Source organism: Clostridioides sp. GD02377, from assembly GCF_045899875.1.
GTDB classification, from domain to species: Bacteria; Bacillota; Clostridia; order Peptostreptococcales; family Peptostreptococcaceae; genus Clostridioides; species Clostridioides difficile_A.
The window spans coordinates 134378-159197 of the sequence record NZ_JBJODA010000009.1 but is presented as its reverse complement, the minus strand read 5'-3'; the positions used below and the strand labels follow the sequence as shown (position 1 = coordinate 159197).

Here is a 24820-nt window from a genome sequence, read left to right as displayed (position 1 = left end):
CCCCTATATAATTACTACAGAATCCTCATCTGGAGAAACAATAAATTTCTCATCCCATCTGCAATCATGATTAATTAACAAACAATTTTTATTGTTTATCTTAATACTGTTACAAGAATAAGTTAGTATAGAATCACTAACTTGCATTATTCTTTGCGTCAGTTCATTTATAAATAGTGATTCTCCTATATTTATTGAATTTATATAGCTTATAATTTTTTCTCTTACAGACACTCTTATAGACTGTTTCTCTATTTCATCCACATATGAAGAAAAAACTAAATCTATATTTAACTTTAGATATTTAAAATTAGGTAACTTTACTACAACCTTTTCTCCAAATGATGTTATATCTAATAATGCTTTTTTTACACTTGAAAGCAATTCTTCATCACCTATACTTTCAGCTATTGGCACAATAGTCATACTGCCTGGACCATGAGAGTATCTTTTTAATATTACATCTTTTACACCTTCTATACTTAAAATGGCTAATCTTATTGAAGTTTCATTTGCCTTAGCCAAAGTTAAGGTTTGATGAGTAATTCTTTTTCGGTAATCTTCATCTGATTCTTCAAATAATCTTTTGCATCCCACTAATAAACCTATAGCGTTTAAAAATTTGCCTGTAGCTGTAGTTACAAAAGCTTGAAGATGGCTCATTGTAAGTACATCATAAAATTCTGATATATTTTTATTTATTATGTCAGAAAAAAGTTTAGCTATAGAACCAGGGCTTGTGTCAAACCCAATTTTATTTAACTCAACTTCTGTTTCTTTAACCAGAGATTCAAAATTTTTATTGTGTATTAATATCATACTTGATTTTCACCCCACTAACTATGTCAATTTCCATGTTAATAACAATCGGATTGTTATTTCTTCTTTCTTTTATGAAAATTAATAATTCTATCTTATTTCTGTGTATTTTAGGTATAAAAAACAAATTATTTTCTCCAACCAACCTGTCATAAAATAATGCATTCTCAATAGATGCTATAATTGAATCTAGCGTATCTTTATTATTTAGTTTTCCTAAAAATTTTTCTATATCTGAACCTATATAGTCCACATTAAACCAATCTTTTGTTACAGATTTTATTCTACAAATACATTTTTGTCTAAGTAAATCATCTGAATTTAAATACAACAAATTATTGGAATTATTATCATATATAAGTTCTCCACTATCTGTTATGCAAAAATCAAACATTTTTATCTACTCCATTTATTTCTATCTTTTTTGTATCAATAACTATCTCACTTCCAGATAAAATAATTTTATCTTCAGCACATATATTTATATTATTTGAGATTATTGACCAGTTTTCTGATTTAGTAGAAAAATCTCCAAAAACTTCTATAGTTTTATTTTCAGCATTTATCCTTAATCCAACATTAGTTGCTGTAAATATGTCTATACTGCTATCATCTCTTAATTTTACAATTGAAGATTTCTTAGGATGATATATACCAACTTCATTACCTGCAAAACTTCCTTTTCCTTCTATTTTTTCTAAAACACTATCAATAGGATTTTTATCCATAAAATCTTTATATTTTGATTTATCTTTATTATCATAATCTAACCAAGTCTCACTCATTTTCTTGGTTATTTCTCTTGAGTCTCTCTTTATATTTGATAACAGACATCCATCCCTAATGTGAGTTTTTCTTTTTCTTGATAGATATTGGTGAGATTCATTTGCTATTCCTGTTATCTTAGGCTGAAATACAGAACCATTATTAAATTGTATATAGACTTTATCATCTTTTTCTAATGGTAATAGATGAACTCCTTCTCCTATATTTTGAAAAGGTACGTTTGAAAAAATGGCACTATTACCTTTTACATTCTCTACATATATATCTGCTGTATTTTTATGCATATTAAAATCTATGACTTTTCCTATAGAAGTTGTAAATATTGTATTTGAATATGGATCTATGATGTTATCTATTAATTTATCTTTGAGCTTCACATAATCCCCCCTACTTTAGATTAAACTTCATATATGAATTAGACTTTATATAATGGATATGTAATTATAGTGTTTTTATAATTAAACATTTCATATTGTGTAGTAAGCATATTATTTAGATTTTCATAATTATATAATCTTGTCCGTTTAAATTTATCAGTTGTATCGTTTAGATTTGCTAGTCTTTCATTATTTAATATATTTGATACATAAAATAATACTTTATTACATGATTTTAGTACATTACTCATACCGCTATATTTTAATGAATTTGTAGTTAACAAACCTGGAGTAATTGATGTTGTAAATCCAGTTTTCATATTTAGTGAATGTGTTACTTTCTTTGCTAAACATACACCTACCGTTCCTCCAAACAAATCATTAATTGCTATTAAATCATATACATTTATTTGCGGTTTTCCTGTAATAATCAACTCGCCATCGTAAGCTTCTTTCCATGAGTTTTGAATTTCTGATATACAATTTCTTATGGCCATATGTCTATTATTTGCATATAATTCTCTGTATTTTAAAGTTTTATCCTCTAAGTTAGAAAATACATTAAAATTTTGTATTCTTGAATTGTCTAATACTTTAAGCTTTTGGTTTGACCATTTTATATTGCTATCACTTATTATAAAAGGTGTAGATTCTAAATTACCTAATACATTATAGATTCCTCTTACATTTGTTATTAAATTATTATTATCTATAATTATATTATTATCTATAATTGAGTCATAAAAATCTACTATATGCATTTGTGAAAAAGCCTTAGAGTACTCATATATATCATTTTTTATATTGTTTATATTAAATTTATACATCCAAATAGGTAAACCAAAAAACAATCTATGTTCAAATAAAAATGGTCTTGGATATACTACAAATTCAGGCATAGATTTTTCACTCATTTTACATATATCCCATATCTTTTTACCTATTGGTAAAAACTCATAAATCGATTCTCCTATATAATCAATATTCTGAATATCATTGAAGTATATTCCTTTATAAGTACTTAAATATATATTTTTAGATATGTCATTTTGAATTGTTCTGTAAGTTCCTATAGAGTTAGAATCGTACATACCAAAATGCTCTACACCGTATTTACTCTTAAGATTTTTTTCATTACATTCAACGTTTTGGTATTCTATTTTTAAATTTCTCTTACTTATTAAATCTAATATTATATTACTTGCATCTTTTTTTAAATCTATATTATCATCTGAAAAATTCATTTTTTCATCTAGATATTTATCTGTAAGCTCTATACCATCTGATTTTGCTTCTATTGATATATTATCTTTTGAGATATTTATTTCAACTATAGTTCCATTAAATACAACTGGATATTTTGAAGGATTTGAACCATACCCCATACGAATATGTACTCTGGTTCCTTCTTTTAAAACTTCTTGACTGTCTAATTTATTTCTCTTTTCTAATATATCTAAATCAATTTCAGATTTTGAATCTATTTTATATTCCTCTAAACATTTTGATGATATAGGTTGATTTTTATTAAATATATTTAAAACATTATTTTTTATATAATTATTATCATCTAAATTTTTCTTATTATTAAAATCATTAGAAATGATTACTTTTGCACTTGATATGGGAGAATCAACATTTTGAGATATTTTTATATCTACAACAGATTTGTATATATAGTAGTTTGTCCAACTTTTTTTCCCCTCTAAAAAGTCTACATCTTCATCACATAACATAAATATAAAGTTTGGAAATGCTCTAGTAAATGTACCTTTTTGTGAATATAAAAATTCATCCACTAACATATTTTCTACAACTGTACTTGGATTATTCTCAGGAAGTTTTTTAAAGGATTGCTTTGGTTTTACTTGTTCAATATTAAATTTTCCAATCTCATTACCATGTATTTTATTAAAATTTTCATTCTTAAATATTAAATTCTCATCAGAATGTAGCTCTTTTCTAAATTCGTTCTCCAATTTATTTATATCTTGAGGTTCATATCCATATTTATATTCTGGTTCTATAACTGTATCTGATTTAATATTTTCTAGTTGTACATTAACTTTATTAAATTCAAATTTATCAGGATATATAATATAAAAATCTGGTTCTACAAAACCATTATATTTTTCATTTTCTTCTATTTTATTCATAACAATATCTGTTCTAGGATATTTTATAAGAGATGTTTGTTTAACTCCATTTTTAAATCTAAAATCTCTTATATTTTGTATAGCATTGTCTATTTCGTAATATTTTGGTAAATTTAGAGTTGGATACATTTCTAAATACATAATTTTCTTGTTAACACAAATATCTTGCATAGTTTTCCTATCTATACCTCTAGATGTACAATCTATAAAATCCTCTTTTGTACCTAATCTACCCTCAGGAATTTCATTATATTCATATCCATTTGTTTCCTTAACTTCATCGAATGGTCTAAATCCTATTGGTTTAGTCTTTTGGATTTTATCTATATCATAACTTCTACATTTAATAGTTATATTGTATAGTCCAGAAAATCCTAAAACAGTATCTACTTGAACATCTTTTATCATTATGTATTCTGTGCCAGTCAAATTAACAAGTTCATTTTCCACTTTTATAATATCTATATTTTCATTTTCAAAATTTCTATTTTTATTATTTAATTTGTTGAATTTTTTTATTATACTCTCATCACTAGTTTTAAATACAAACACAAAGTCAATTTTATCAAATCCCATGTATTGTTTTGTTGGTATTTCACCATTATTTAGTTTTATGTTAGAAAATATATTATTTAAATTAAAATTGATATATGTAAGATACACATTTTCTTTATCACTTAATATTTCATCAAAATAAATTTTATTTGTTGTTGTGGTTTTGCTCTTTATTTTATTGGAATCTATATTTTTTGAGTGTAATTTTTTAAATGTAAATTTACCAGTAAAGTTTACTGACTTTATCTTATTAATCCTCGATAAATTAGAATTTTCAAGATTTTTTTGAGTATAAAATCTATACAAATCCCAATCTATATGGTTATCTAATGAGACATAATCTTTATTAAAATAAGGATTTACATTAAGCTCTTCCATAATTATTTTAATTCTTAGACTCTCAGAAAAACCTTCTACAGTTTCAACTGACATACTTTTTAAGACCACATTATTTATACCATTTGCATTATTCACAACTTTACATTCAATTGGAACAAATGGAGTATATTTAAATTGACAAATTAAATTTCTTAATCCATCTACATAATATTTGAAATCAAATGGTGATTCCACCTTATATCCATTAACTTGATTTATACCATTTGTCATTAAGTTTACAAATATTTCTCTTCTTATATTCTGTTTTTTAGATTGTCCTATATTTGCAAACCTATTTTCATTAAAACTTTCACCATCATTGGTAGAAGTTACACTTATATATTCTGGAGGTATTTCAAAACAGCAATCTCCTATTCTAAAAATATTATCAACATTGTCTTTATATTTGAGTCTATGTTCATACTGAATATATTCATAATAACTTAAAGGTTTATATTTATTACTTAAGTTTCTAAGTGTTGCTTCTTTATATAGCATATTAACTATTTCTTGACTATCTCTATCTGTTATTTCCTGAGCAATAGCTCCATAATATGATTGATTTGAACTTTTATTAGACTCATTACCCATAAATTCACCCTCTTTAGCTCATAAGTACTTTTATAAATTCATAAAATGATTTTAGATATTATGCTTTCAATTTCATCGCTTGTTATATCTTTTCTATCATCTTGTATTGTAGTTCTTATATTTAAATTTTTTATATTTTTAAATAATTTTTTTATAATCTTTTCACCATAATCTATATTAGCATCTAAAGGGGATTGAGCAGATATTTTCATATTTAATGCTTTATCATTGTTTATCAAAATATCATCTTCTATTATGTTATCTTTACTTTCTGAATTATAATATTCGTCATTTAATTTAGATTTAATATTATTAAAAACTACCTTAGCTTTTATTCCTCTTCCTAATAAAAAGTTTTCATATTCTTCATAAAATTTTTCTTCAATATTATTTATACTATTCATGTATAATATCTCCAATCATTTTTAACATCTTTATTTTAAGTTTTTCAAGTCTGTTTTCATAAAAATTTAAATCTATATTTGAATCTTTTCCACCTAAAATATAATTTATATCAATATTTTTATATCCTGCTCTATTTAAAATATCTCTTATTTCTAAATGAATCTTTGATATGTTGTTATAATCTTTTAAACTTTCGTCGATATAAAAATCATTTATTTTAGAATTAATTCTATAATTACCATTTTTAAAGTCATCTTCATTTTCAGTAGAATCTTTATTCTTATCTTTTTCATATATTGAATAAGTAATATTATCTTTATTATTTTTATTCCCTATGTTCAAAACATTTGAGCCTATATATTTAGTTTCTATATTTAGTTTTTGTATATTTTTATTCTCTATCACTTTTAGTTTATCTGGAGTATCCCATTTTGTATTTATAAATTTATTAGAATTTAGATGATAGTATTTAGGTTTTATATAATTAATTTTGAGGTTTTTCTTGTTTAAACTTTTTATCTTATTTTGACTATTCATATATTCTTTATTAGATTTATTATTTAAATAGTCTTTGTCATATTCAAGATTTACATCTACACCTCTTAGTTTAAGAATATATTCAGACTTAGCTGTCATATCCATAAGCTTCTCATAATCCCAATTACATATTTCTTTAAAGGAAACATCTGGAAATGCTGCTTTTACAAATAGCTTACTTTGTTCTAAAAAAGTATTAAGTTTTCCTCTACTTTCCTCAAAACAATTTACTATTGAACTTTCATCTAAAATATGAGATTCATAAATTAGTTTTTTAGAAATTTCATCTGTTAATCCTGCCACTGAACTTTTTGAAAAAATAAATTCCTCAGGATATATTAATGCAGATTGACATATAAAATCATTAAACTCTTCGTATGTATTAGAAATAATACTAGCTTTCATATATATATTTAGATTAATCAATTTAAATATATATTCATGTGTGCCAAATTTGATATGAATTAATTTTTTATAACCCATTTTTTCTTTTATATTTATAATATCTTGTATTGAAAGCATTCTATATTACCTCTATTACAAAATCTTTTGTAAAACCTGACTTCTCCATAATAACTTCAGAATATGAAGTTGCTAATCCTGCCTTAGAATTATCTTTCCAATCATAGTTTTCTGGCCATAATGTCACAGTTTGGCATATAATTTCTTCACGTTCTAAAGTATCAATATTTTGAAGAGACAATAACTGCTTATATTCAAATCTATTAATCGTTCTAAATATAAACCTTTTTTTTAAAATATCAATCATATATATATCATAATTAGACCATTTCTTTTTCCATGTTTGTAATTGAATTGTCCCTGGTCCATCTTTAAATAATGGTGTATCTTCTAACGCTAAATCTTTCAGTTTTTTATTTTTACTGCCATCATTAAAAACATCTGCATATAAATCAATTTCATCTATATTTTTTCCATATTGAGATTCTAAATCCAACTTAGCCTGTTTTGCCAATAAATCTATTTTTTTTTCATCATAATTCATTTAATCTCCTCCAAACACTATTTAATTGTTAATTTCAATTACATCTTTTGCTATAAATTCATAAACATCGTATACAGGATTTCCTGTTGTATCTATTTCTTGACTTACTGATATAGGTGATACTCCAATAATTTTTCGATATTTTTCTTTTTTGTCTCCATATATAAGACTTATAGAAAACTTACTCTTTTTAAGTGTATTTATATTATTTGGATTAAAAGAAAGTTGATAGTCTGAATCTTCTAAGTCAAACTTTTGCTTGTTCTCTCCATAATAACAATCATCTATTAAACCATCAATCAAATTATAATCACATTCTACTTCATCATATATAAAAGAATTTATAGCTTTTAGATTACAAGGCGATTTATATTGATTCTCTTCTTGTTTATCTTTAATACAGATTTCTTTTTCACTATTCTTCAAAATAATTATATTATAATTGGAATATAATTTTCTAAATATCAAACTCCAGGTCTTCTTACACAATCTTCCAGTTGGTATTATCTTATGTTCTTTTTGAAAAACCTTAATCATATCATATGTACACACACAATAATAACCATATTTTAATTCACTAAAGCTTCGTTCCTCATACATATATCCCATATATACTAAAGCTGTTTGAACAGAATGTACTCTAATATCATATTTGCTACCAAAATTAACATAGAACAGAGATTTATCATAAAGAAATGAGACATCATTGTCATATACATTACATTGATTTTTATATAAGACATTGTCATATTCTCCATATATACATTTATCATTTAGATTTCTTAAATCATATCCATATATCCAATCTGGTATAGATATTTTTTCTTCTTTATTTGAAATAGACTCATCACAAGTATTTATATTTTGTTCTAAAGAATTAGAGAAATTTTTTAAAGCATTGCTGACAGGGATTTTTATATAACCTAATACTATCCTATTTCCAATAGCTATATTATCAAATGTATTAGATGTATATCCATAAATAGGTTTACTTTGTTCTTTGACATAAAATTTTATTGCAGATATTTGTTTATTATGTTTTCCATTTATATAAATCAATACATCCGAACTACCATAAAACTCTTCTTTATATGTACTATAATCTCTCTTTTTTTTATTTACATCATCAAAGTTTAAATTTGTCATATTTAACGCCTTTCAAATTGCTTTTTTTAGAATATTCATATCCTTCAATCGTAAAATCATAATAGAATACTGAATTTGAGTATATATTTGAATTACTTATATTATTTGATACTGTTTTATGAGTTTCTAAATCTGCAAAATCCTTCAAATCCATTGCTACAAAGTGAATTATATTTTTTATAAAAACATCCTCAATAGAAATAATTTGACTATCATTGGTAATATCTATTCCATATATCATCATTTGTGTGGCATATTTATATTCATTTAAAGATACTATCATCACATCAAATAAGGGCAATTCATCTGAACTAATCTTTTTTTTATTAGATAAAATTGAAACTTTATTTGTCAAATCACTTATTAGATTCTGATTTATTAAAGTAAAATCCATTTTCCCAGAAATCATCTTAGGTCCTCGAGTATATCCAGATACATGTGTACTTCCTATTGATGCTACTGGCTTTTTATTTCTTTGAATTGAGTAGGATATACTTGTCAAGCTACCTAAAAGAATTGGCTTAGATTCTGGAAATAAAATAAATGCGAGAGAATCTGTACTTGAGAATGCTTTGTAAAAAGTATTATCTAAATCCATTTTATTTACCTCTCTTTTTATTTATATTTAGAAAAAACCCATATAGTTTTTAAATGCACAAAATATACTTACAAAGATTTAACTACATGGGTTTTTTAATTTTATGATTTATTTTTATTTTTCATCTTTTGAGTATACACCTTGTATAAGTGGTGATATTTTTCTAGCTCTATAATTTAGCTTTTTCTCTAAGACGATTGTATCAATAGATACCTCACTAGATTCATCTACTATATCAACATCATATATCTTTTGAAATGCACATTGACCTTGTTCATTTCCAAATGTCATTGTTATATCAAATGGTGGCAAAGAATCTAAATAAACTATTCTATTATCTCTTATCGGACTAAATCCATTAGGTACTTTAAAGTTTTCATCACTTACTCTAGAATTATTTTCATTATACTTAGACTTACTATTCATATTCATAGCATCTTGTGCTGTAACATTCCACTTCAACATTTCTACTGCATTTATAAAATTTTCCTCTTCAGTTATAGCTAAAGTTCCTGAAGTTGTAAATACTATAGATTCTGATGATTTTAAAATGCTTTTCATAGATTTAATTAGAGAATCTTGGTCAAACATAGCAAATACTAATGACCCTTTAATCTCTCTTTTTCCACTTGAAAAACTTCGTGCATCTGGACTCCCTAATGTATATACTGGCTTTTTTTCACGTTCTATACTCCATGATATTTTTTGTAATTCTCCAATAACTTGATTTGCAAAGCTTACAATTAAATCAGCTCCAGAAAATGCTGTTAGTGTGTTTATATTCGTGCTTGCCATAGTGATATCTCCTAACCATTAAATCTAAATGGATATTTTCTTCCATTTTATTTTTTTAAACCTACTATAGTGGTTATTTTTCTAAGTTCTTGTGGTGCTACTATACCAACTTCTAGCTTAGCCTGTCCTAATATTAAATCTTGTTGCGTTGCTATTAGGTTAAAACTATAATCTAGTATAGCTCCTTGTAATAGTAATGTATCTAATCTCTTTGCAATTGTTGCACTTAATGCATTTCTCTGCTCTATTGTATTTGCTTCCCCTATAAATGGGTCTGCTACTTCTCTTATATTATCAGTTACTGCTCTCATAACCTTTAATGTAGATAATTTTGAGTATACACTATCTTTCTTTGCGGATGTTGGAGCATCCACTACAAAAACCTTATTTAAACAAGTTCTGCTATTTAATTTTTTAGAATTGAATGAAACAAACTTATTCCCTGTTATATCATTTAATTGTGCATTTGAAAAAGAGTACTTTAATGATTTTACACCACTTAATATCTTATTTGTTGGAGATGAATATGGTAAGATATTCGTATTTAAAGCAGCATAAAGCACTGCCGCATTTCCTTCTCTAAGTGAACTTACCCTATGTTCAACTATAGGTGTAGGCCCTGCAACCACTGATATAAACTTTCCAAGGTCTATACAATTTCCCTGTCCATCAGTAATTATAGAGCCTTTATCATCTTTCATTAAAAACTCATTATTATATTGTGTTAAATATTTAGAGTGTAATTGAACACCTGACAAAGAGGTGTCTTTTAATGGATTCATTGATATCACGCCATATGTAGATTTATTTCTATAAGATAAGACTGCACAAAATAAAGCAAGTTCATATGCAAAATTTTGATGTCTGTCAAATAGTTTATCATCAGCATAAACACCTAAGGGTACTATCCAATCTACATTATAATTTTCAAGCAACTGATAAGCACCTTGTTTTACTATATATCCATTTCTATCCCTTTCTCCTGATAATGCCTTAAACATATCTTCTTTATTCATGTCTAAACCATTAGAGCCTCCTATAAAATATGTAGCTGATTTTATCAAGTCTTTTGTTAGTACTTCTGGTGTATCTGTTTCTGCAAAATATGTTGTTTGTAAAGTATTTATTGCATCTACTAACTCTCCAAAGGTTATGTAGTCAAGAGTTGACAATATCAATGGTTCTTCACCAATACTCATTTTAGATTCTGGCTTAATTATTTTTACATATTTTCCTATATAATTGCCAAAAGTATCTCTCAAATCTTCTACTTTCACTTGACCTAAATTATATATATCTCCAGCAAACCTAGATTTTAATCTTATTTTTCTTTCTATATTTTCTTTAAATGGCATGTAATAACTTACTGATACTACTTGCCCCATTTCAAAACATTCTTTTTTAAGAGTTATAGTCTTTGATTTTTTATCTATTGAAAAAGAGTTCAAATCGAGTACTTTACTTCCACCAACATATAATATAAGTGTTCCATCTACTGGAGTATTGCTTAAAAGTAGTTTTTGAGTTGTTGTAGCTGTCATAAAAATATTTCCATCTAATTGAGTTTCTATATCTTCTCCAACAACTTCTACCCTATAACCAACAGCTACTTTTTCTCCTTCACTTAAAGATGGCATTGTTATAACATTATCATTCATTTCAATGTCATCCTCTATAGGTTTACCATCATAAGTAGCTACTATAGCAGCTCCATTTGGTATATTGGATAGAAAAATTTTTTTATCTTTATTTAAAGCTAAATATTCTGGTTTCTGCTCAACCCAATATCTATAACTATAAGATACTGAAACAGGTACTCCTGCATCACAAGCATTTTTTTCTATTGATATACTTTTTGTAGATTCATTATATGTAAATCCAGATAATAGCTCAATTCCTTTTACATACACTCTAATCGAACTTGGAACAATTCCTTTTCCACTTAGTTTTATATCAGTTTTCTCACAACCTTGAATAATGGATAAATCCTCATCTATTTTTTTATTTCTTTCAACCACTTGTGATGGTGCACTTATATTTGATGTTGAACATGTACCAGATATTCTCATCACTCTTATATCTTGGCATCCAGCCTCTCTAGCTTGCTTATATGAGTGAACTAATGTTGCACCATTTGGAATTCCATTTAAATTAATATCTGAGCCAAATAGTAATTCTATAGAAGAATCATCTATAGCTACTGGCTCCATTACTGGTCCATCAACTGCTGTACCAAGTAACAACATGCTATCAGTATTGTATTCATCTGAGCTAAATCTAAGTGCAGAACCACCATCTTTAAATTCAACTAACATTCCTGGAAGATTAGGATACAAATTTCCTAAATTTGCCATAAAGGTTTTCCTCCTCTAAATCTTGTAGATTTTACAGATTTTATACCAAGTAAAATTCACATTATTCTTGGTTAAATTCTATCCTGTATATAAAATTTCATTTCTATACTTTTTAGTTTATTAACGTTTAAAGTCTTTACTTTCTCTAATCGTATAAAATATTCAGATATTTTGACTGAAATATTTTTATCAAAACTTATGTTATCTTCAGTCGACATCTCCTTTAAAAAGAAAATCTCTCCAAGACCTTTTTTCTTTAGAAATCCTGTATAAGACACTATTATATCTTCGAAATCTTCCATGAGTTTTCTACATTCTCTTTGTGTTTTAGTTAGAAATCTAAATTCTAATATACAATCAAAACTTTGTCTATATACTTTAATGACCTTACCTGTTTTTTCTTTATTTTCATTTGATTCATCTATTACATCAGCCAACATTGGTTTATGACTTTTTCCTTTAGATGTTTCTCTTAATTTTACAATATAATTTATTTGTGGAAGTATAATTTTATTTGCTTCATCTTTTTTTATTGTGTCAAAGGAAATTACTCCCCAATTATCCTCTAATTCTACATTTAAAATGTCTTCTAATATTTCTTCCATTTTTTCAAAATTATCAATATATTCTTCAGTTGTAAGTATATTTTTATTATTTTGCATAAATTCCATATCCATTTTTTCACCTACCTATACTCAATCCACTATAGGTTTTAACATACTCTAACATATATACTGTCTTTAAACTTAAATCTAAAAATAATTCTCCTGACTTATGTTTAAACAATTCATTTATTATATATTCACTTATAATTTCTTTATCTATTAATTCATCTAACAATTGTGTTAAGTTTTCTTTTAAATATCCAGATGATAGCAAAGCATCTATATTTTCACCTATGTATGAATACATCATTTTTTTTATATAGCACATAGTCAATTGAATCATTCTTACATTACATAGATACTTATATTCTGTATGCTCACTCATTGTAATTCCGTTTGATACAACTACTCTTCTAAGTAACTGACTGAATCTAAATGATACATATCCAAGCTCATTCATTTTTTCTATTGTTAAAATATCAAAAGTATTAAATAATGAAAATGACTCTGGAATTTCTTTATTTGTAGTATTTTCTATTATGTTTAAACTGGCTATAAGAGGAGCATATACAATACTTGCATTTACAATATTAGTACCATATGTGGTATATATGTCACCAGCTACTACACTTATCAATTGTTCATAATTTTTATCAAACTTTGACACTTCATTTATTTTTTTAAAATATTCTAATCTACCAATATATTCTTTCTCATCTATCCAAATCTCATTAGTTGGATTAAGTCCAATTACACCATGAGTTATAATACCTGTTTTCATTTGTACTATGCAGAAATTAAGTAATTGTTCATAAAAAGTTACGTATCTTTCTCCATCCTTCAGAGTTAGATATTCTCTAGTTAGGTCATAATATTTATCTATTTTTTCTATATCATCTGTAAATGTATCATCATAGTATACTCCTAAAGGCATAATAATATCTATGTCAAGCCCTTCCAAAATAGTGTATGTGCTATCTAAATTATTGTACATTGTGTTTTTATTGCAATCTAATCCACTATATCCTCCACTAAGTTTGTATATACTTTGATTTACTTCACTTATAGATTCCTTTGTTTCTATATAAGAATCACAATAAATACTACAAATTATCATCCCTTTTAGTTTTTGAGAATCTTTATTTATAGCTTCTGATAGGTCATATAGTGTAGGATAATTTTTATATGGATATTTTAATACATAATCCCCTAAACTTTTTGGATAGATTACCTGCAAATCATCCTGATTTACTATTATTTCTATATCATTATATATTTCATTCGCATACTTTGATTTAATATGTATACAGTTTTTTATTACTTCACCATTAGTACATTTTACATCTAAAAAAACTTCTGCATGTGCTCCTGTAACTTTGCATAGATAAACTTTACAGTCTAATTTAGATTCTTTTATAATTTTATATGCTTTAACTAAAGAGCCTGTTTTTCCAAATTTTGAATTCATATGAGAAATTGAGTTTATTTTTATTGGAGTGTTTACTGGTCCAAATTCTGAAGTTCCTAATAGATAAATATTTTTACCATAAAATTCATGTTCATTAAATAGCTTTTTTGATGTGTCCATATTTATTTAATTCCTTTTAAGCATCTTTATTTGTTATGATTCTTTAAGATTAGTTGAATACACTATGTATCTTGACATTATTTAATATACTCTTACTTATATCCATTTTGTAAGTTTTAGATTAAATTTTATTTACTATCTATTAATAATTATTTTCTTATTTAAATCTTAATTCATTATAATGTTCATTTCTTATTATACAAATGCTACTCCATAAGAAATTAAGTTAGAATTTTTATCTAATAAGAATTTTAACTTTGTACTTTCGATTACATCAATAAATTCTTCAAGATCTGCTGATATGTATTTATCATTATTTAAATATAAAACATTGTAGTTGTCTTTTATATTTGCACAAATAATCATTCTATCTTTGCTATATTTATTTTCAATAATAGTAGAAGTTATTGAGTGATTAAATATAAAAAGTTTATCTTCAGTAGGGAATGTATTTATTCTTATAAATGAACTAAAATTATTTTCATCAATTAAAGTAATCTTTAGTTCATTTTTCTCATTTAATATAAAATCATTTTTATTAAACGCATAGTCTACACTTAAGGAACCATTTACAATATCTATTAAATCAGTAGATACTAAAGTATGAGAATTATTTATATTTATTATCTCTATTATTGCTTTAGGTTTTTTTATTGAGACATCTAAAATTATATTAGTTATATTAAAACAATTATTAATATATCCAAAATAATTTATATCAAATATTGGAAATATATATGAATGTTTAATAATTAATACTGGTCTAAACCCAAATGTTGGTCCCTTGTTATTAAAAGTATTATTTGTTGAATAGTTTGTTAAACTAGAATACCCTCTAGTTATTATTTTAGAATTATCAGATGCTGATATAGAGCTTGTTATACTACAAATGCCCCAATTCCAAATAGTTTTATCTCCTGGAGTTATTAGTCCATTTAAATCTGAATTTACAATATACTTATCATATTCAGATAAAGCATTATTGTTAGAACCACCAGTTAATGAACGCACTATTAATACATTGTGAGGGTAAGGCTGATTATCTAATTCATTACCATAAATAAATCCTTTTTGATTTATTTCATCAAAAGACAAATTAGGAAAGACTTTATCAGATATTAATATTGATTCTCTATCTGTATGATTTACACAAATAAAATTCATGCCTGTCCCACTATAAAAATCTGTGAAACCATTATTATAAGTGTAATTACATGAAATGTATTCTCCAACTTTTATTACATTAATAATTCTATTTTTTTCTAAAGGTAAATCAGCGATATATCCTTCTTCATTTATATCTATACAATCAACAACCACAAATCCTTCTTTAACAGGTGATATTACAACTTCGTGTATAGAATTTTCTAGATTTTCTAAACTAATTGCAAGTACTTGTGAAATAGGTTGACTGTTATATGAATTAACTATATACTCAATTCCATCAATAGTTATCTTGGTATTGTCTTTTGGTCTATTTGAATTTTTATCTGATATAAGTCTTAACTTATTTCCATAAAATTTGAATTTATAACTGCTATCAGTGCTTTTAAGTAAAGTGCTTGAACCTCCATAATAAGTACTATTAGACTCTGAACTACAGTTTTTGTTTATAGATCGTATTTTTGATTCATCATATCTTTTCCAACCTGCTTCTGGTTGAAGTAATTGTTCACCTACAATAGCCATTATTCTTCACCACCTATAACCAACATAGGTCTAAACCCAAAAGTAGAAGATTTATGTGTTGTAATTGATATGTCAAGTCTTTTGGGACTATTATCATTTACATATTGGTCATTATATCCTCTAACAACAATTCTATTTCCATCTGGAATAGTTCCATATATAGATTGAATTGATAAAATTGCAATATTTTTGGTGAAAGATACAAGATATTTATAATTCCATATGTCATTATCGCCTGCATCTATCTTTCCATTTAAGTTATTTTTCCATATATATGTATCCCAATCATTAATAGTTGGCCAACCTCCTTGATTTTTATTAACTAAACTTGAATAAGAGTCTTTGTACTCATACTCTTTAAGTATTTCTAATTCTCCTATAGCTACATAACCTGTTGCTCCACTAAAATTAAATTGATAATATAAATATTCTACCTGAGAATTAAAATAATGGTAAGATACAGCTCTAGCATTTTGAGGAAAGCTTGATGACTCATATATCTTTTCAAACTTTTCGTTGTCATTACTACCATATACGATACATAAATTTGGAGCTTGAGGGAATGAATCACTATTTCTATTAGTGAATATAAATCCATTTGAAATTATTTTTTCTTTTTTTGAAAATATTTTTATATATGGATTTGCTTCATTAGGACTATGCCAACAATCATTAGAATCAATGTTTGTTTTATTAAATGCTTTATATGTAAGAAGTGCGTCACTAAGAGACCCACTTGCATAAAGTATATATTCATCAGTCTCATTTGCATTTAAAGCTTTTTTAGGGAAAGATACTGTTATATCGTTATTATATGCTACTCCTCCATCTGGTAAACACATAGAAAATTCTTTATAAAAGAAATCTAAACATTTTATGGCTACACTTTTATCAACTGAATTTGAATTTGTTATTTTTATTCGATAATGTTTATAAAAATTTTCATTTTTAAATATATAATTTTTAATTTGATCATGTTTTAGAGCTGGATTTTCTTTAACTGTATGTAAAACAACCCAATTTAATTCATCATTACTAGCTTCTATAGTCCATTCAGTTGCAGATTGTGGGTATTGTTCACTATTTCCAAAATGAAATTTATAAAAATTTATTCTTTGAGGTTGAGTTTTGAAAGTAACTTGTAAAGTGTGTGGGTAGCCAGCACCTTTACTATGCCATCCTAGTTTACTCCCAAAAGCTTTGTATGCATATCTCTCATTATACACACTACTAGCTTTTAAAACATATTCATCTGTTTCATCACTTTCACAAATATTCAGAGGAAATATTTTTTCTTTATAAAATATGTCTAAATTACCATTAATCTGATTCCAAGATATATTGTTTTGTATATTTCTATCTGCTATTAATTTATTGTCATCTACTTTAACAAAAAAGAATTTTCCATCTGGTGTTGAACTTGATACATCCCTTGTAATTTCCTCACAGTTACAATTTCCTAATTCTGAAAAATCTCCTATTTTTCCAGCAATAGAAGCAGTATATCTACAAGATATTATATCTCCTATTTCCATATTTTCTATTGAAGTTCGTTGAGTTAATCTACCTTCTATTGGTGATAAGATATATCCATCTTCGTCTATATCTACACAATCAAATAAAAAATGAACAGATTGACTTTTTTTATTTATAGAAATTTTAACATTATGTATTTTATTTTCTAATCCTAACTTTTCATATACTACTGTAGAAATATTGCCACTATTGTCTTTTGTACTGAATTGTTCAATTGCACCATCAATATCGATATCAACTACATCAGACCTATCATTAAACTTAACACAAAACAATCTTATCCTTGTCCCAATAAATGTAAAATTAATATTAGTTTCATCATGAGGTGCATCAATAACATATGAACATGAACCACCATAACATGTACCTAAAGATGTTCTCTTGTAATGTTTAGAATACAATATATTTATATGATTATCATCATATCTTTTCCAACCAGTTTTTGTTTGAATAGGTATACTTCCAGTGTTGGTCATATTATTCACCTTCTCTTTCTAATGTATCGAGCTTAGTGTCTATATAATAGTTAGATGTATAATTAGCTGAAAGATTTAATTCTTTATCATATTTTAATTGAATTTTTAAATCAGATATATTTAGATTTTTATTTATTAAATCAATTTTCGGATTTACAATTTCATTTACTATTTTTACTATCTCTTCTTTGTTTACAGACTCTGAGCCTCCTTCGCTATATGGAGGAAGTGGATTTAATTCAGTATTATCAAAATTAATTGGTTCAATATCATCACAGATTAATTTATATGCATTTAAAACAGTATCTTTATCCATTAATAATAGTAGATTAACATTATTTGAATTTATACTAAAAATAGAATTTATGTCAAAGACATTATAGTTAATATTATCTATAGTGTAAATTCCAATAATTGCACCAGTAGATTTTAATTTAACTTTCATATTTTTATACTCTCTATCAAATGATATATTTTCAGTCAAGATTATTTTAGAATATTGAATAAGACCTTCATTGTGTTTAAATACACTTATACTCTTAGTATTTGAAACATAGCCATTTTCATCTTCTATAATTATTTCTAAGAGATTTAATCCATTTGACAAGTCAGCATTACTTATATCTAAATTTAAATTACCTTCATTTACATCTAATAAATTTGTATATAATATCTCTGTATTATTTTTATTTGTTATTTTAACTTTTATTTTTGATACTTCTATTGTTTTATCTAATAATATATTTGTTAAGTTTATAATTCCATCACATTCTCCAAAAGTATAATCAATATCAAATTCTGGATATAAATATATATTATTTATAATTAAAACTGGTCTAAACCCGATTGTGTCGTTTTTAGTAGATGTATTTACCACATTATATGAATTTGAACTTGTACCACCTCTAATTATCACTTTAGTATTATCTGAGTCAGAAAAAGTGTCAGTTATAGATGCTAAATTGTGATGCCATATATCTTTATTTCCAGAAATAATTAAGTCATTTAAAGTACTGTTTAAAATATATTTATCATATTCTGAATGTAAGTAACTGTCATTATATGGACTGTCTGTAATTGATTTTATAATACATGAGTAACCTTTATATAGGTTATTATCCAATTCTTTTCCATAAATAAAACCTTTATTGTTTATTTCATCAAAGCTTAAGTTTGGAATTACTATATCAGAAATTAAGATATGCTGATTAAAATTATTTTTAACACAGATAAAGTTTAATCTTTTTCCATCACCAAAATTTGAAAATCCATTATCATAAGTATAATCACAAGATATATATTCTCCAACTTGAATATCATTGATTATTTTATTTGGTTCTAGTTTGTAATGTAGTAATTGTCCTCTTGTATCAATATCAATTGAATCTAGACTTAAGTAGTGATCTCCATAAGGAGCACTTGGAGGTGGAGGAGTTTCAGGTTCTATATATAATTTAACCGTATGAATGCCATCAGTTAAATCAAGCTTTTCAAAAAATAACATTTGATAAATGTAATTAGGATGTACAAGATTTGGTGTACATTGACTAGCTATAAATTTCTCTCCATCTATTTCTATAGTACATTTATTAGTGTGGGAAGCATCAGATGCAGCATCCATTAATCTTAGTTTTGTACCAGTAAATCTAAATTCTAATGCACCATTCTCATTATGCTTATAATTGGATAGGCAAGATGTATTGTTATTATATATAGTCCATTTATTTATATATTTTATTCTGCTATCTGCATTATCATATCGTTTCCATCCTTGCTCTGGTTGTGACAAAGAACTTCCTATATTAGCCATTTTTTCCACCTCTCTCTGTAATTAACATAGGTCTGAAACCTGTATTTTTAGCAACAGATGAAGATAAACATATATTAAATCTTTTTGCTGACAAATCATCAACATCTTCAGTTTTTCCACGAATTGGTATTAATATATTTCCACTTGTAGGTTCTATATTTTCATTGTTAATATCTTTTAATCCTGTAATAACTTTCTCTTTACATAAAGAAGCTATATCATTATAATTCCATATATCATTATCTCCTGATGTTATATTTACTTTTAAATCACTATTTCTTATGTATTTATCCCAATCGTTTTCTATTGGCCAACCACCTTGGTTTTTATTAATTAGACCTGGAGATGTATTTTTATATTCATCTTCTTTAAATAGTTCTAATTCACCTATAGCTACATATGAATCTACACGTTGAAAATTAAACTTATAATGTAAATATTCTACTTGCGAATTAAAATAATGACAAGAAGTTGCTTTATTTCCTGAAGGCAAATTTGATGTTTCATATATCTTTTCGAAAATTGTATTATCATTACTTCCATATACAGTACAAGAGGATGGAGGTTGGATGGATCCAGGACAATTTCTGTTGGTTAACATAAATCCACAAGTTAGTATTTTTTCTTTTTTTGATGATATTTTTATATATGGATTAGCTTCAGAATTACTATGCCAACAGTCATTAGAATCTATATTTGTTTTGTTGAAAGCTAAATACGCAAGGTATCCTGCACTGTATGTTGAACTTTGTTCTAGAATGTAGTCATCACTTTCATTTGATGTTAAAACTTTTTTTGGAAAAGATACAATTGTATCATCATTATAGGCTATACCTCCATTTGGAATAGTATAATAATAATTATTAATATAATCATATTCTTTTACACAATTACTAATAGTTGCAGTATTTTTAGTTGGTGATAAATCATAAAGCTTGTCTCCAATTGCATTAGTAGATTTTAGTAGACAAATTATATTTTCTTCATTGCCTGTTAAATTATCTTCTATAATTAGTGGGTCTATTGCTTTATTCCATATTGCAAACTCTGATATTTTTCCAGTTAAACGATTATCATATACTTCAAATCCAAATCCGGCCTCTCCTCCTAATACAATATGACTTGTATTCCCATATATAACAGAGCCATATTGTTTTTCACTTAATTTTAAAGTTAATCCATCATATATTTTAAACGATTCTCCATTATATGATATATAAAAAGTTTTCCATCCATTAGTAGAGGTGTCAACATTAAATCCAGTAATAAAATATGAACTTGCAGAATTTGTAGAAATTTCAAATCTAAAATATCTATCTTCTGGTACATAACAACATGCATAACCTCCAACTTGTGTACAGCTAAAAAATCTATGTTCTGACCCAACTGTCCAGTCTTCTAGATATACTCTTATTTTTATTGTTATCTCTTTAGTGGTTCTGATTTTTTCTATAGGGATACTTACATATGATGATTTACCATCAAATACTAAAGCATTTGGAGAAAACATTTTACAAGTTAATTTACTTTTATTTAATTCATTCCATGAAATAGATGATTGAACATTTCTATCAGCAATAAATTTATTATCATCAACTTTTATAAAATAAAACTTTCCATCTGGTGTATCTGATGAAGTGTCTACATCTATTCCATCACAATTACAAATCCCAAGTTCTGAAAAATATCCTACTTTCCCAGAAATTGGGGATGTATATTTACAAGGAATTATATCTCCTATTTCCATAGATTCTAATGTAGTTTTTTTATTTAATTTAGTTTCAATTAAATCCAGCATATATCCATTTTCATCTATATCTATACAATCTAAGAATAAATAAACAACAACACTGTTTTTATTTACTGATATTTTAATATTGTGTAGTTTATTGTCTAGGTCTAATTTTTCATATACTATTTTAGAAAAATTCCAAGTGCTATCAGTTCTTGTGCTAAATTGTTCAACTTTGCCATCAAGATTAATATCAATTAAATCAGACCTATCGCTACATACATCACACATTATTCTTATTTTTGAACCAATAAAACTAAAATTAATATTTGTTTCATTATAAAGAACATTCTTAACATATGTACCTGTTCCACCATAACAGGAACTCATAGGAACTCTTTTATACGGTTCAGAGTAGAATATATTTACACAATCATCACTGTATCTTTTCCATCCTTTTTCTGGTTGAGGAAGTGAATCTCCAATACTAGACATATTATTCACCTTCTTTCTATGTAACACTGTCATTAGTAATATCTAATTCACAATCTATTAATTGTTTTATATATCTATCATCAATAAGAGTATCAGTTAGTCGATTATATTTTAAACCAGAATTCTTATGATATTCGTCTACATCAAATTCAATATCATATACTTTATCTTCTACTGAGATAATTCTATCGTTTATATCTTTTATATGTTTTTGTTCTTCCATTATTTTATTGTTTAAAATATAAAAATTGCTTTTTATTGCATCAAATAATTCTTCACTAAGTCCTCCTCCACCAGCTATTGGGAATTTATCTATGTTGTTTGGTGGAGGTAAAACTTCATCAAAGTTAATGATACTTGTATCAATACAATCTTTCACATAAATTTTATAGGCATCAATTATAGCATCTGAATCCATCAAGAACATTAATTTTATATTATTTGAATTTATTTGTGTAAAAGTATTAATATCGCAGTAGGTAAATTCATTATCCTTTGTTGAGTACAAAATATTAATACTACCATGACCTAAAAAGAAAGGTTTAAAATGAGTATATGCTTTATCAAATAGAACTTTTTTAATTTCAAAATATTTACTTGTAAGTATTAACTTTTCTTTATTTTTATAAATTTTAAATTTTTTTATAATACGCTTAATATTATTGAATGTCATTAGTAATTCAAATTCATTAAAACCATCACTATAATCATCTAATAATAAATTAAAGTTAATATTGTTAAAATCATCAACTATAGTTTCTTTTAATTCCCCATTTATAAAAATTTCTAGTTTGTTCATTACATTTGATATATCCTCTATTGATAATATTAATTGATTTTCATATACTTGATTTGCTTTTAGTGTAGGTTCATAAGAATAAATGGTATTTGTTGGTATGAACTCTTCATTATATCTATTTACATTAGAAATCATAAACATACTTAATTCATGAGTAAAAAAATTATTAACTCCATCACATCTTCTTGACATATATATGTTATTACTTATATGTTCTTGAGGTAATTCAGATACGGTATCAAATTTTTTGAGTTTACCATTATGATACATTTTTACATATTTATAATCTTTAACCTCAAATACAAAATGATGATAAATGTTTTTATCAAAACTTGAATAATCTATAAAAGAACTCAACGATGCATCTTTATCTATTTGGAATTTTAGCTTATTAGATTCTATATAAATTACATATCCTTTATTATGAGAAGAGTTTCTTGTATCAAATAATACATCTAGTGTATTATTTGTATTAAATTTCAAATAAAACTCTACTGAAAAATTTTTAAAATGAGGATTAAAATTTTGTATTTGCAGATATCCAGATTTCATATTATAGAATTTATCAAATTTACCATCATCAGACATTGTTACTCCATTATTATTTATAACTTTGGGATTATAACTGCTATCTACTACTTCTGTGCCATTTAGAAAAAAGACAGTGTTTTCATCAATCCCTTGTCTATGATGATATACTTTTTCTTCTACAGTTTTAATGTCATTGTATTCAATAACAAATTTTATTTCATTTTCTCCAGTTATGTATTTTTCATCATATATAATATCAAATATTAAGTTTTCAAAAATATCAATATACTCTTTTTCTACTTCATCATTTATATAAACTTTAACTTTATTTACAGTAGTTGTATTTGATAATACATTAAAACTTATCTGATGTTCTGTTTGCTCCATTATCTCAATGTTAGGAGAGTAATCGTATGGTTCTGTTGACAATGTAAAATCTTCTGTCCACCTTGCCACATTAGAAATTCTAAATTCATCTATTCTATGATTTGAGGTTCTAGTAGAATCATTTTCCCATCCACCACCTAAGATTAAATCTCTACCTGTTCCATTTATATCTACATTGTAATCAATAAAAGAACATGCGAATTTTCCATCAATATAAATGCTTAAATTATAGTTTTTGTATATAAAGCACACATGTTGCCAACAATTGACCTTTATGACTTTAGTTGAAGTAAATAATTGGTTTCTTACTGTTGAACCATTGGTTAGCATAATACGAATTGAACCGTTATCTTCTATTCTAATAACAAATCCATTGTTAACTCCACCCTGATAGTATCCTTTACCTAAAATATCAAAAGTTGTAGGAGTGCTCAATGAATTCATATACAATCTAAAATCGATAGTCCATTCCTCATTTAATTTATATGAACCATCTGGAACTCTCAATCGTTGGTTTACATTTGTAAAATTAAAACATTTTCCAAAACAACCATCATCTATAATTTGAGCACCACCAGAAGTTATCTCTATATTATTAAAACTGCTATCAGTAAAATCTTCTGCTTTTAAGTACACCAAAGTATATTTATCTATTCCTTGCATCTTATC

The 24820-nt window shown here is 25.7% G+C and carries 18 protein-coding genes; all 18 read right to left on the bottom strand.

Annotation, left to right across the window (positions count from 1 at the left end):
- Window positions 1-3: 3 nt before the first annotated feature.
- The 18 genes from Q3304_RS10000 to Q3304_RS09915 all read right to left on the bottom strand — a co-directional run bounded on the left by Q3304_RS10000 (window position 4) and on the right by Q3304_RS09915 (window position 24814).
- Window positions 4-819, bottom strand: a complete 816-nt coding sequence (locus Q3304_RS10000; RefSeq protein ID WP_407814321.1) for a baseplate J/gp47 family protein — start codon at window positions 817-819, stop codon at window positions 4-6.
- Window positions 800-1213: a hypothetical protein gene (locus Q3304_RS09995; RefSeq protein WP_054270754.1), complete on the bottom strand. Its 414-nt coding sequence runs from the start codon at window positions 1211-1213 to the stop codon at window positions 800-802. Before Q3304_RS09995 ends, Q3304_RS10000 begins: the two co-directional genes overlap by 20 nt.
- A complete protein-coding gene (locus Q3304_RS09990) occupies window positions 1206-1982 on the bottom strand; it encodes a hypothetical protein (RefSeq protein WP_407814320.1) in 777 nt (258 codons plus the stop codon). Before Q3304_RS09990 ends, Q3304_RS09995 begins: the two co-directional genes overlap by 8 nt.
- A gap of 38 nt (window positions 1983-2020) precedes the next feature.
- Window positions 2021-5662, bottom strand: a complete 3642-nt coding sequence (locus Q3304_RS09985) for a hypothetical protein (protein WP_407814319.1) — start codon at window positions 5660-5662, stop codon at window positions 2021-2023.
- 38 nt (window positions 5663-5700) lie between these two features.
- On the bottom strand, window positions 5701-6066 hold the full coding sequence (locus tag Q3304_RS09980) for a hypothetical protein (protein ID WP_054270795.1): 366 nt from the start codon (window positions 6064-6066) through the stop codon (window positions 5701-5703).
- Entirely contained in the window at window positions 6059-7126 is a 1068-nt protein-coding gene (locus Q3304_RS09975; protein ID WP_407814318.1) for a hypothetical protein, read from the bottom strand. Before Q3304_RS09975 ends, Q3304_RS09980 begins: the two co-directional genes overlap by 8 nt.
- 1 nt (window position 7127) lies before the next feature.
- Window positions 7128-7610 carry a hypothetical protein gene (locus Q3304_RS09970; protein ID WP_407814317.1) on the bottom strand — a complete coding sequence of 161 codons (483 nt, stop codon included), beginning with the start codon at window positions 7608-7610 and terminating at the stop codon, window positions 7128-7130.
- 21 nt (window positions 7611-7631) lie between these two features.
- Window positions 7632-8756, bottom strand: coding sequence for a hypothetical protein (locus Q3304_RS09965; RefSeq protein WP_407814316.1), 1125 nt, complete (start codon window positions 8754-8756; stop codon window positions 7632-7634).
- The gene (locus Q3304_RS09960; RefSeq protein WP_169469961.1) at window positions 8737-9354 is read right to left on the bottom strand and encodes a hypothetical protein; all 618 of its coding nucleotides are present in this window, start codon (window positions 9352-9354) and stop codon (window positions 8737-8739) included. Before Q3304_RS09960 ends, Q3304_RS09965 begins: the two co-directional genes overlap by 20 nt.
- A 114-nt stretch (window positions 9355-9468) precedes the next feature.
- Window positions 9469-10149: a hypothetical protein gene (locus Q3304_RS09955; protein WP_407814315.1), complete on the bottom strand. Its 681-nt coding sequence runs from the start codon at window positions 10147-10149 to the stop codon at window positions 9469-9471.
- A 47-nt stretch (window positions 10150-10196) separates the two neighbouring features.
- Window positions 10197-12503, bottom strand: a complete 2307-nt coding sequence (locus tag Q3304_RS09950; RefSeq protein ID WP_407814314.1) for a hypothetical protein — start codon at window positions 12501-12503, stop codon at window positions 10197-10199.
- Window positions 12504-12574: 71 nt separating this feature from the next.
- Window positions 12575-13180 (bottom strand): hypothetical protein, encoded by a 606-nt coding sequence (locus Q3304_RS09945; RefSeq protein WP_407814313.1) that lies wholly within the window; start codon window positions 13178-13180, stop codon window positions 12575-12577.
- Between the two features lie 4 nt (window positions 13181-13184).
- Entirely contained in the window at window positions 13185-14696 is a 1512-nt protein-coding gene (locus Q3304_RS09940) for a hypothetical protein (protein WP_407814312.1), read from the bottom strand.
- A gap of 195 nt (window positions 14697-14891) precedes the next feature.
- The gene (locus tag Q3304_RS09935) at window positions 14892-16385 is read right to left on the bottom strand and encodes a hypothetical protein (RefSeq protein WP_407814311.1); all 1494 of its coding nucleotides are present in this window, start codon (window positions 16383-16385) and stop codon (window positions 14892-14894) included.
- Entirely contained in the window at window positions 16385-18397 is a 2013-nt protein-coding gene (locus tag Q3304_RS09930) for a discoidin domain-containing protein (RefSeq protein WP_407814310.1), read from the bottom strand. The genes Q3304_RS09935 and Q3304_RS09930 overlap by 1 nt, the downstream gene beginning before the upstream one ends.
- Window position 18398: 1 nt before the next feature.
- On the bottom strand, window positions 18399-20207 hold the full coding sequence (locus Q3304_RS09925; RefSeq protein ID WP_407814309.1) for a hypothetical protein: 1809 nt from the start codon (window positions 20205-20207) through the stop codon (window positions 18399-18401).
- On the bottom strand, window positions 20200-22434 hold the full coding sequence (locus Q3304_RS09920; protein ID WP_407814308.1) for a LamG-like jellyroll fold domain-containing protein: 2235 nt from the start codon (window positions 22432-22434) through the stop codon (window positions 20200-20202). Before Q3304_RS09920 ends, Q3304_RS09925 begins: the two co-directional genes overlap by 8 nt.
- 16 nt (window positions 22435-22450) lie before the next feature.
- Window positions 22451-24814, bottom strand: a complete 2364-nt coding sequence (locus tag Q3304_RS09915; protein ID WP_407814307.1) for a LamG-like jellyroll fold domain-containing protein — start codon at window positions 24812-24814, stop codon at window positions 22451-22453.
- Window positions 24815-24820 lie beyond the last annotated feature (6 nt).

Excerpts from the sequence above, each read along its gene's own strand:
- Q3304_RS09930 (WP_407814310.1), bottom strand. The coding sequence starts at position 18,397 with ATGACCAACACTGGAAGTATACCTATTCAAACAAAAACTGGTTGGAAA.
- Q3304_RS09975 (WP_407814318.1), bottom strand. The coding sequence starts at position 7,126 with ATGCTTTCAATACAAGATATTATAAATATAAAAGAAAAAATGGGTTAT.
- Q3304_RS09935 (WP_407814311.1), bottom strand. The coding sequence starts at position 16,385 with ATGGCTATTGTAGGTGAACAATTACTTCAACCAGAAGCAGGTTGGAAA.
- Q3304_RS10000 (WP_407814321.1), bottom strand. The coding sequence starts at position 819 with ATGATATTAATACACAATAAAAATTTTGAATCTCTGGTTAAAGAAACA.
- Q3304_RS09955 (WP_407814315.1), bottom strand. The coding sequence starts at position 10,149 with ATGGCAAGCACGAATATAAACACACTAACAGCATTTTCTGGAGCTGAT.
- Q3304_RS09995 (WP_054270754.1), bottom strand. The coding sequence starts at position 1,213 with ATGTTTGATTTTTGCATAACAGATAGTGGAGAACTTATATATGATAAT.
- Q3304_RS09925 (WP_407814309.1), bottom strand. The coding sequence starts at position 20,207 with ATGGCTAATATAGGAAGTTCTTTGTCACAACCAGAGCAAGGATGGAAA.
- Q3304_RS09980 (WP_054270795.1), bottom strand. The coding sequence starts at position 6,066 with ATGAATAGTATAAATAATATTGAAGAAAAATTTTATGAAGAATATGAA.
- Q3304_RS09960 (WP_169469961.1), bottom strand. The coding sequence starts at position 9,354 with ATGGATTTAGATAATACTTTTTACAAAGCATTCTCAAGTACAGATTCT.
- Q3304_RS09970 (WP_407814317.1), bottom strand. The coding sequence starts at position 7,610 with ATGAATTATGATGAAAAAAAAATAGATTTATTGGCAAAACAGGCTAAG.
- Q3304_RS09985 (WP_407814319.1), bottom strand. The coding sequence starts at position 5,662 with ATGGGTAATGAGTCTAATAAAAGTTCAAATCAATCATATTATGGAGCT.
- Q3304_RS09940 (WP_407814312.1), bottom strand. The coding sequence starts at position 14,696 with ATGGACACATCAAAAAAGCTATTTAATGAACATGAATTTTATGGTAAA.
- Q3304_RS09950 (WP_407814314.1), bottom strand. The coding sequence starts at position 12,503 with ATGGCAAATTTAGGAAATTTGTATCCTAATCTTCCAGGAATGTTAGTT.
- Q3304_RS09945 (WP_407814313.1), bottom strand. The coding sequence starts at position 13,180 with ATGGATATGGAATTTATGCAAAATAATAAAAATATACTTACAACTGAA.
- Q3304_RS09915 (WP_407814307.1), bottom strand. The coding sequence starts at position 24,814 with ATGCAAGGAATAGATAAATATACTTTGGTGTACTTAAAAGCAGAAGAT.
- Q3304_RS09965 (WP_407814316.1), bottom strand. The coding sequence starts at position 8,756 with ATGACAAATTTAAACTTTGATGATGTAAATAAAAAAAAGAGAGATTAT.
- Q3304_RS09920 (WP_407814308.1), bottom strand. The coding sequence starts at position 22,434 with ATGTCTAGTATTGGAGATTCACTTCCTCAACCAGAAAAAGGATGGAAA.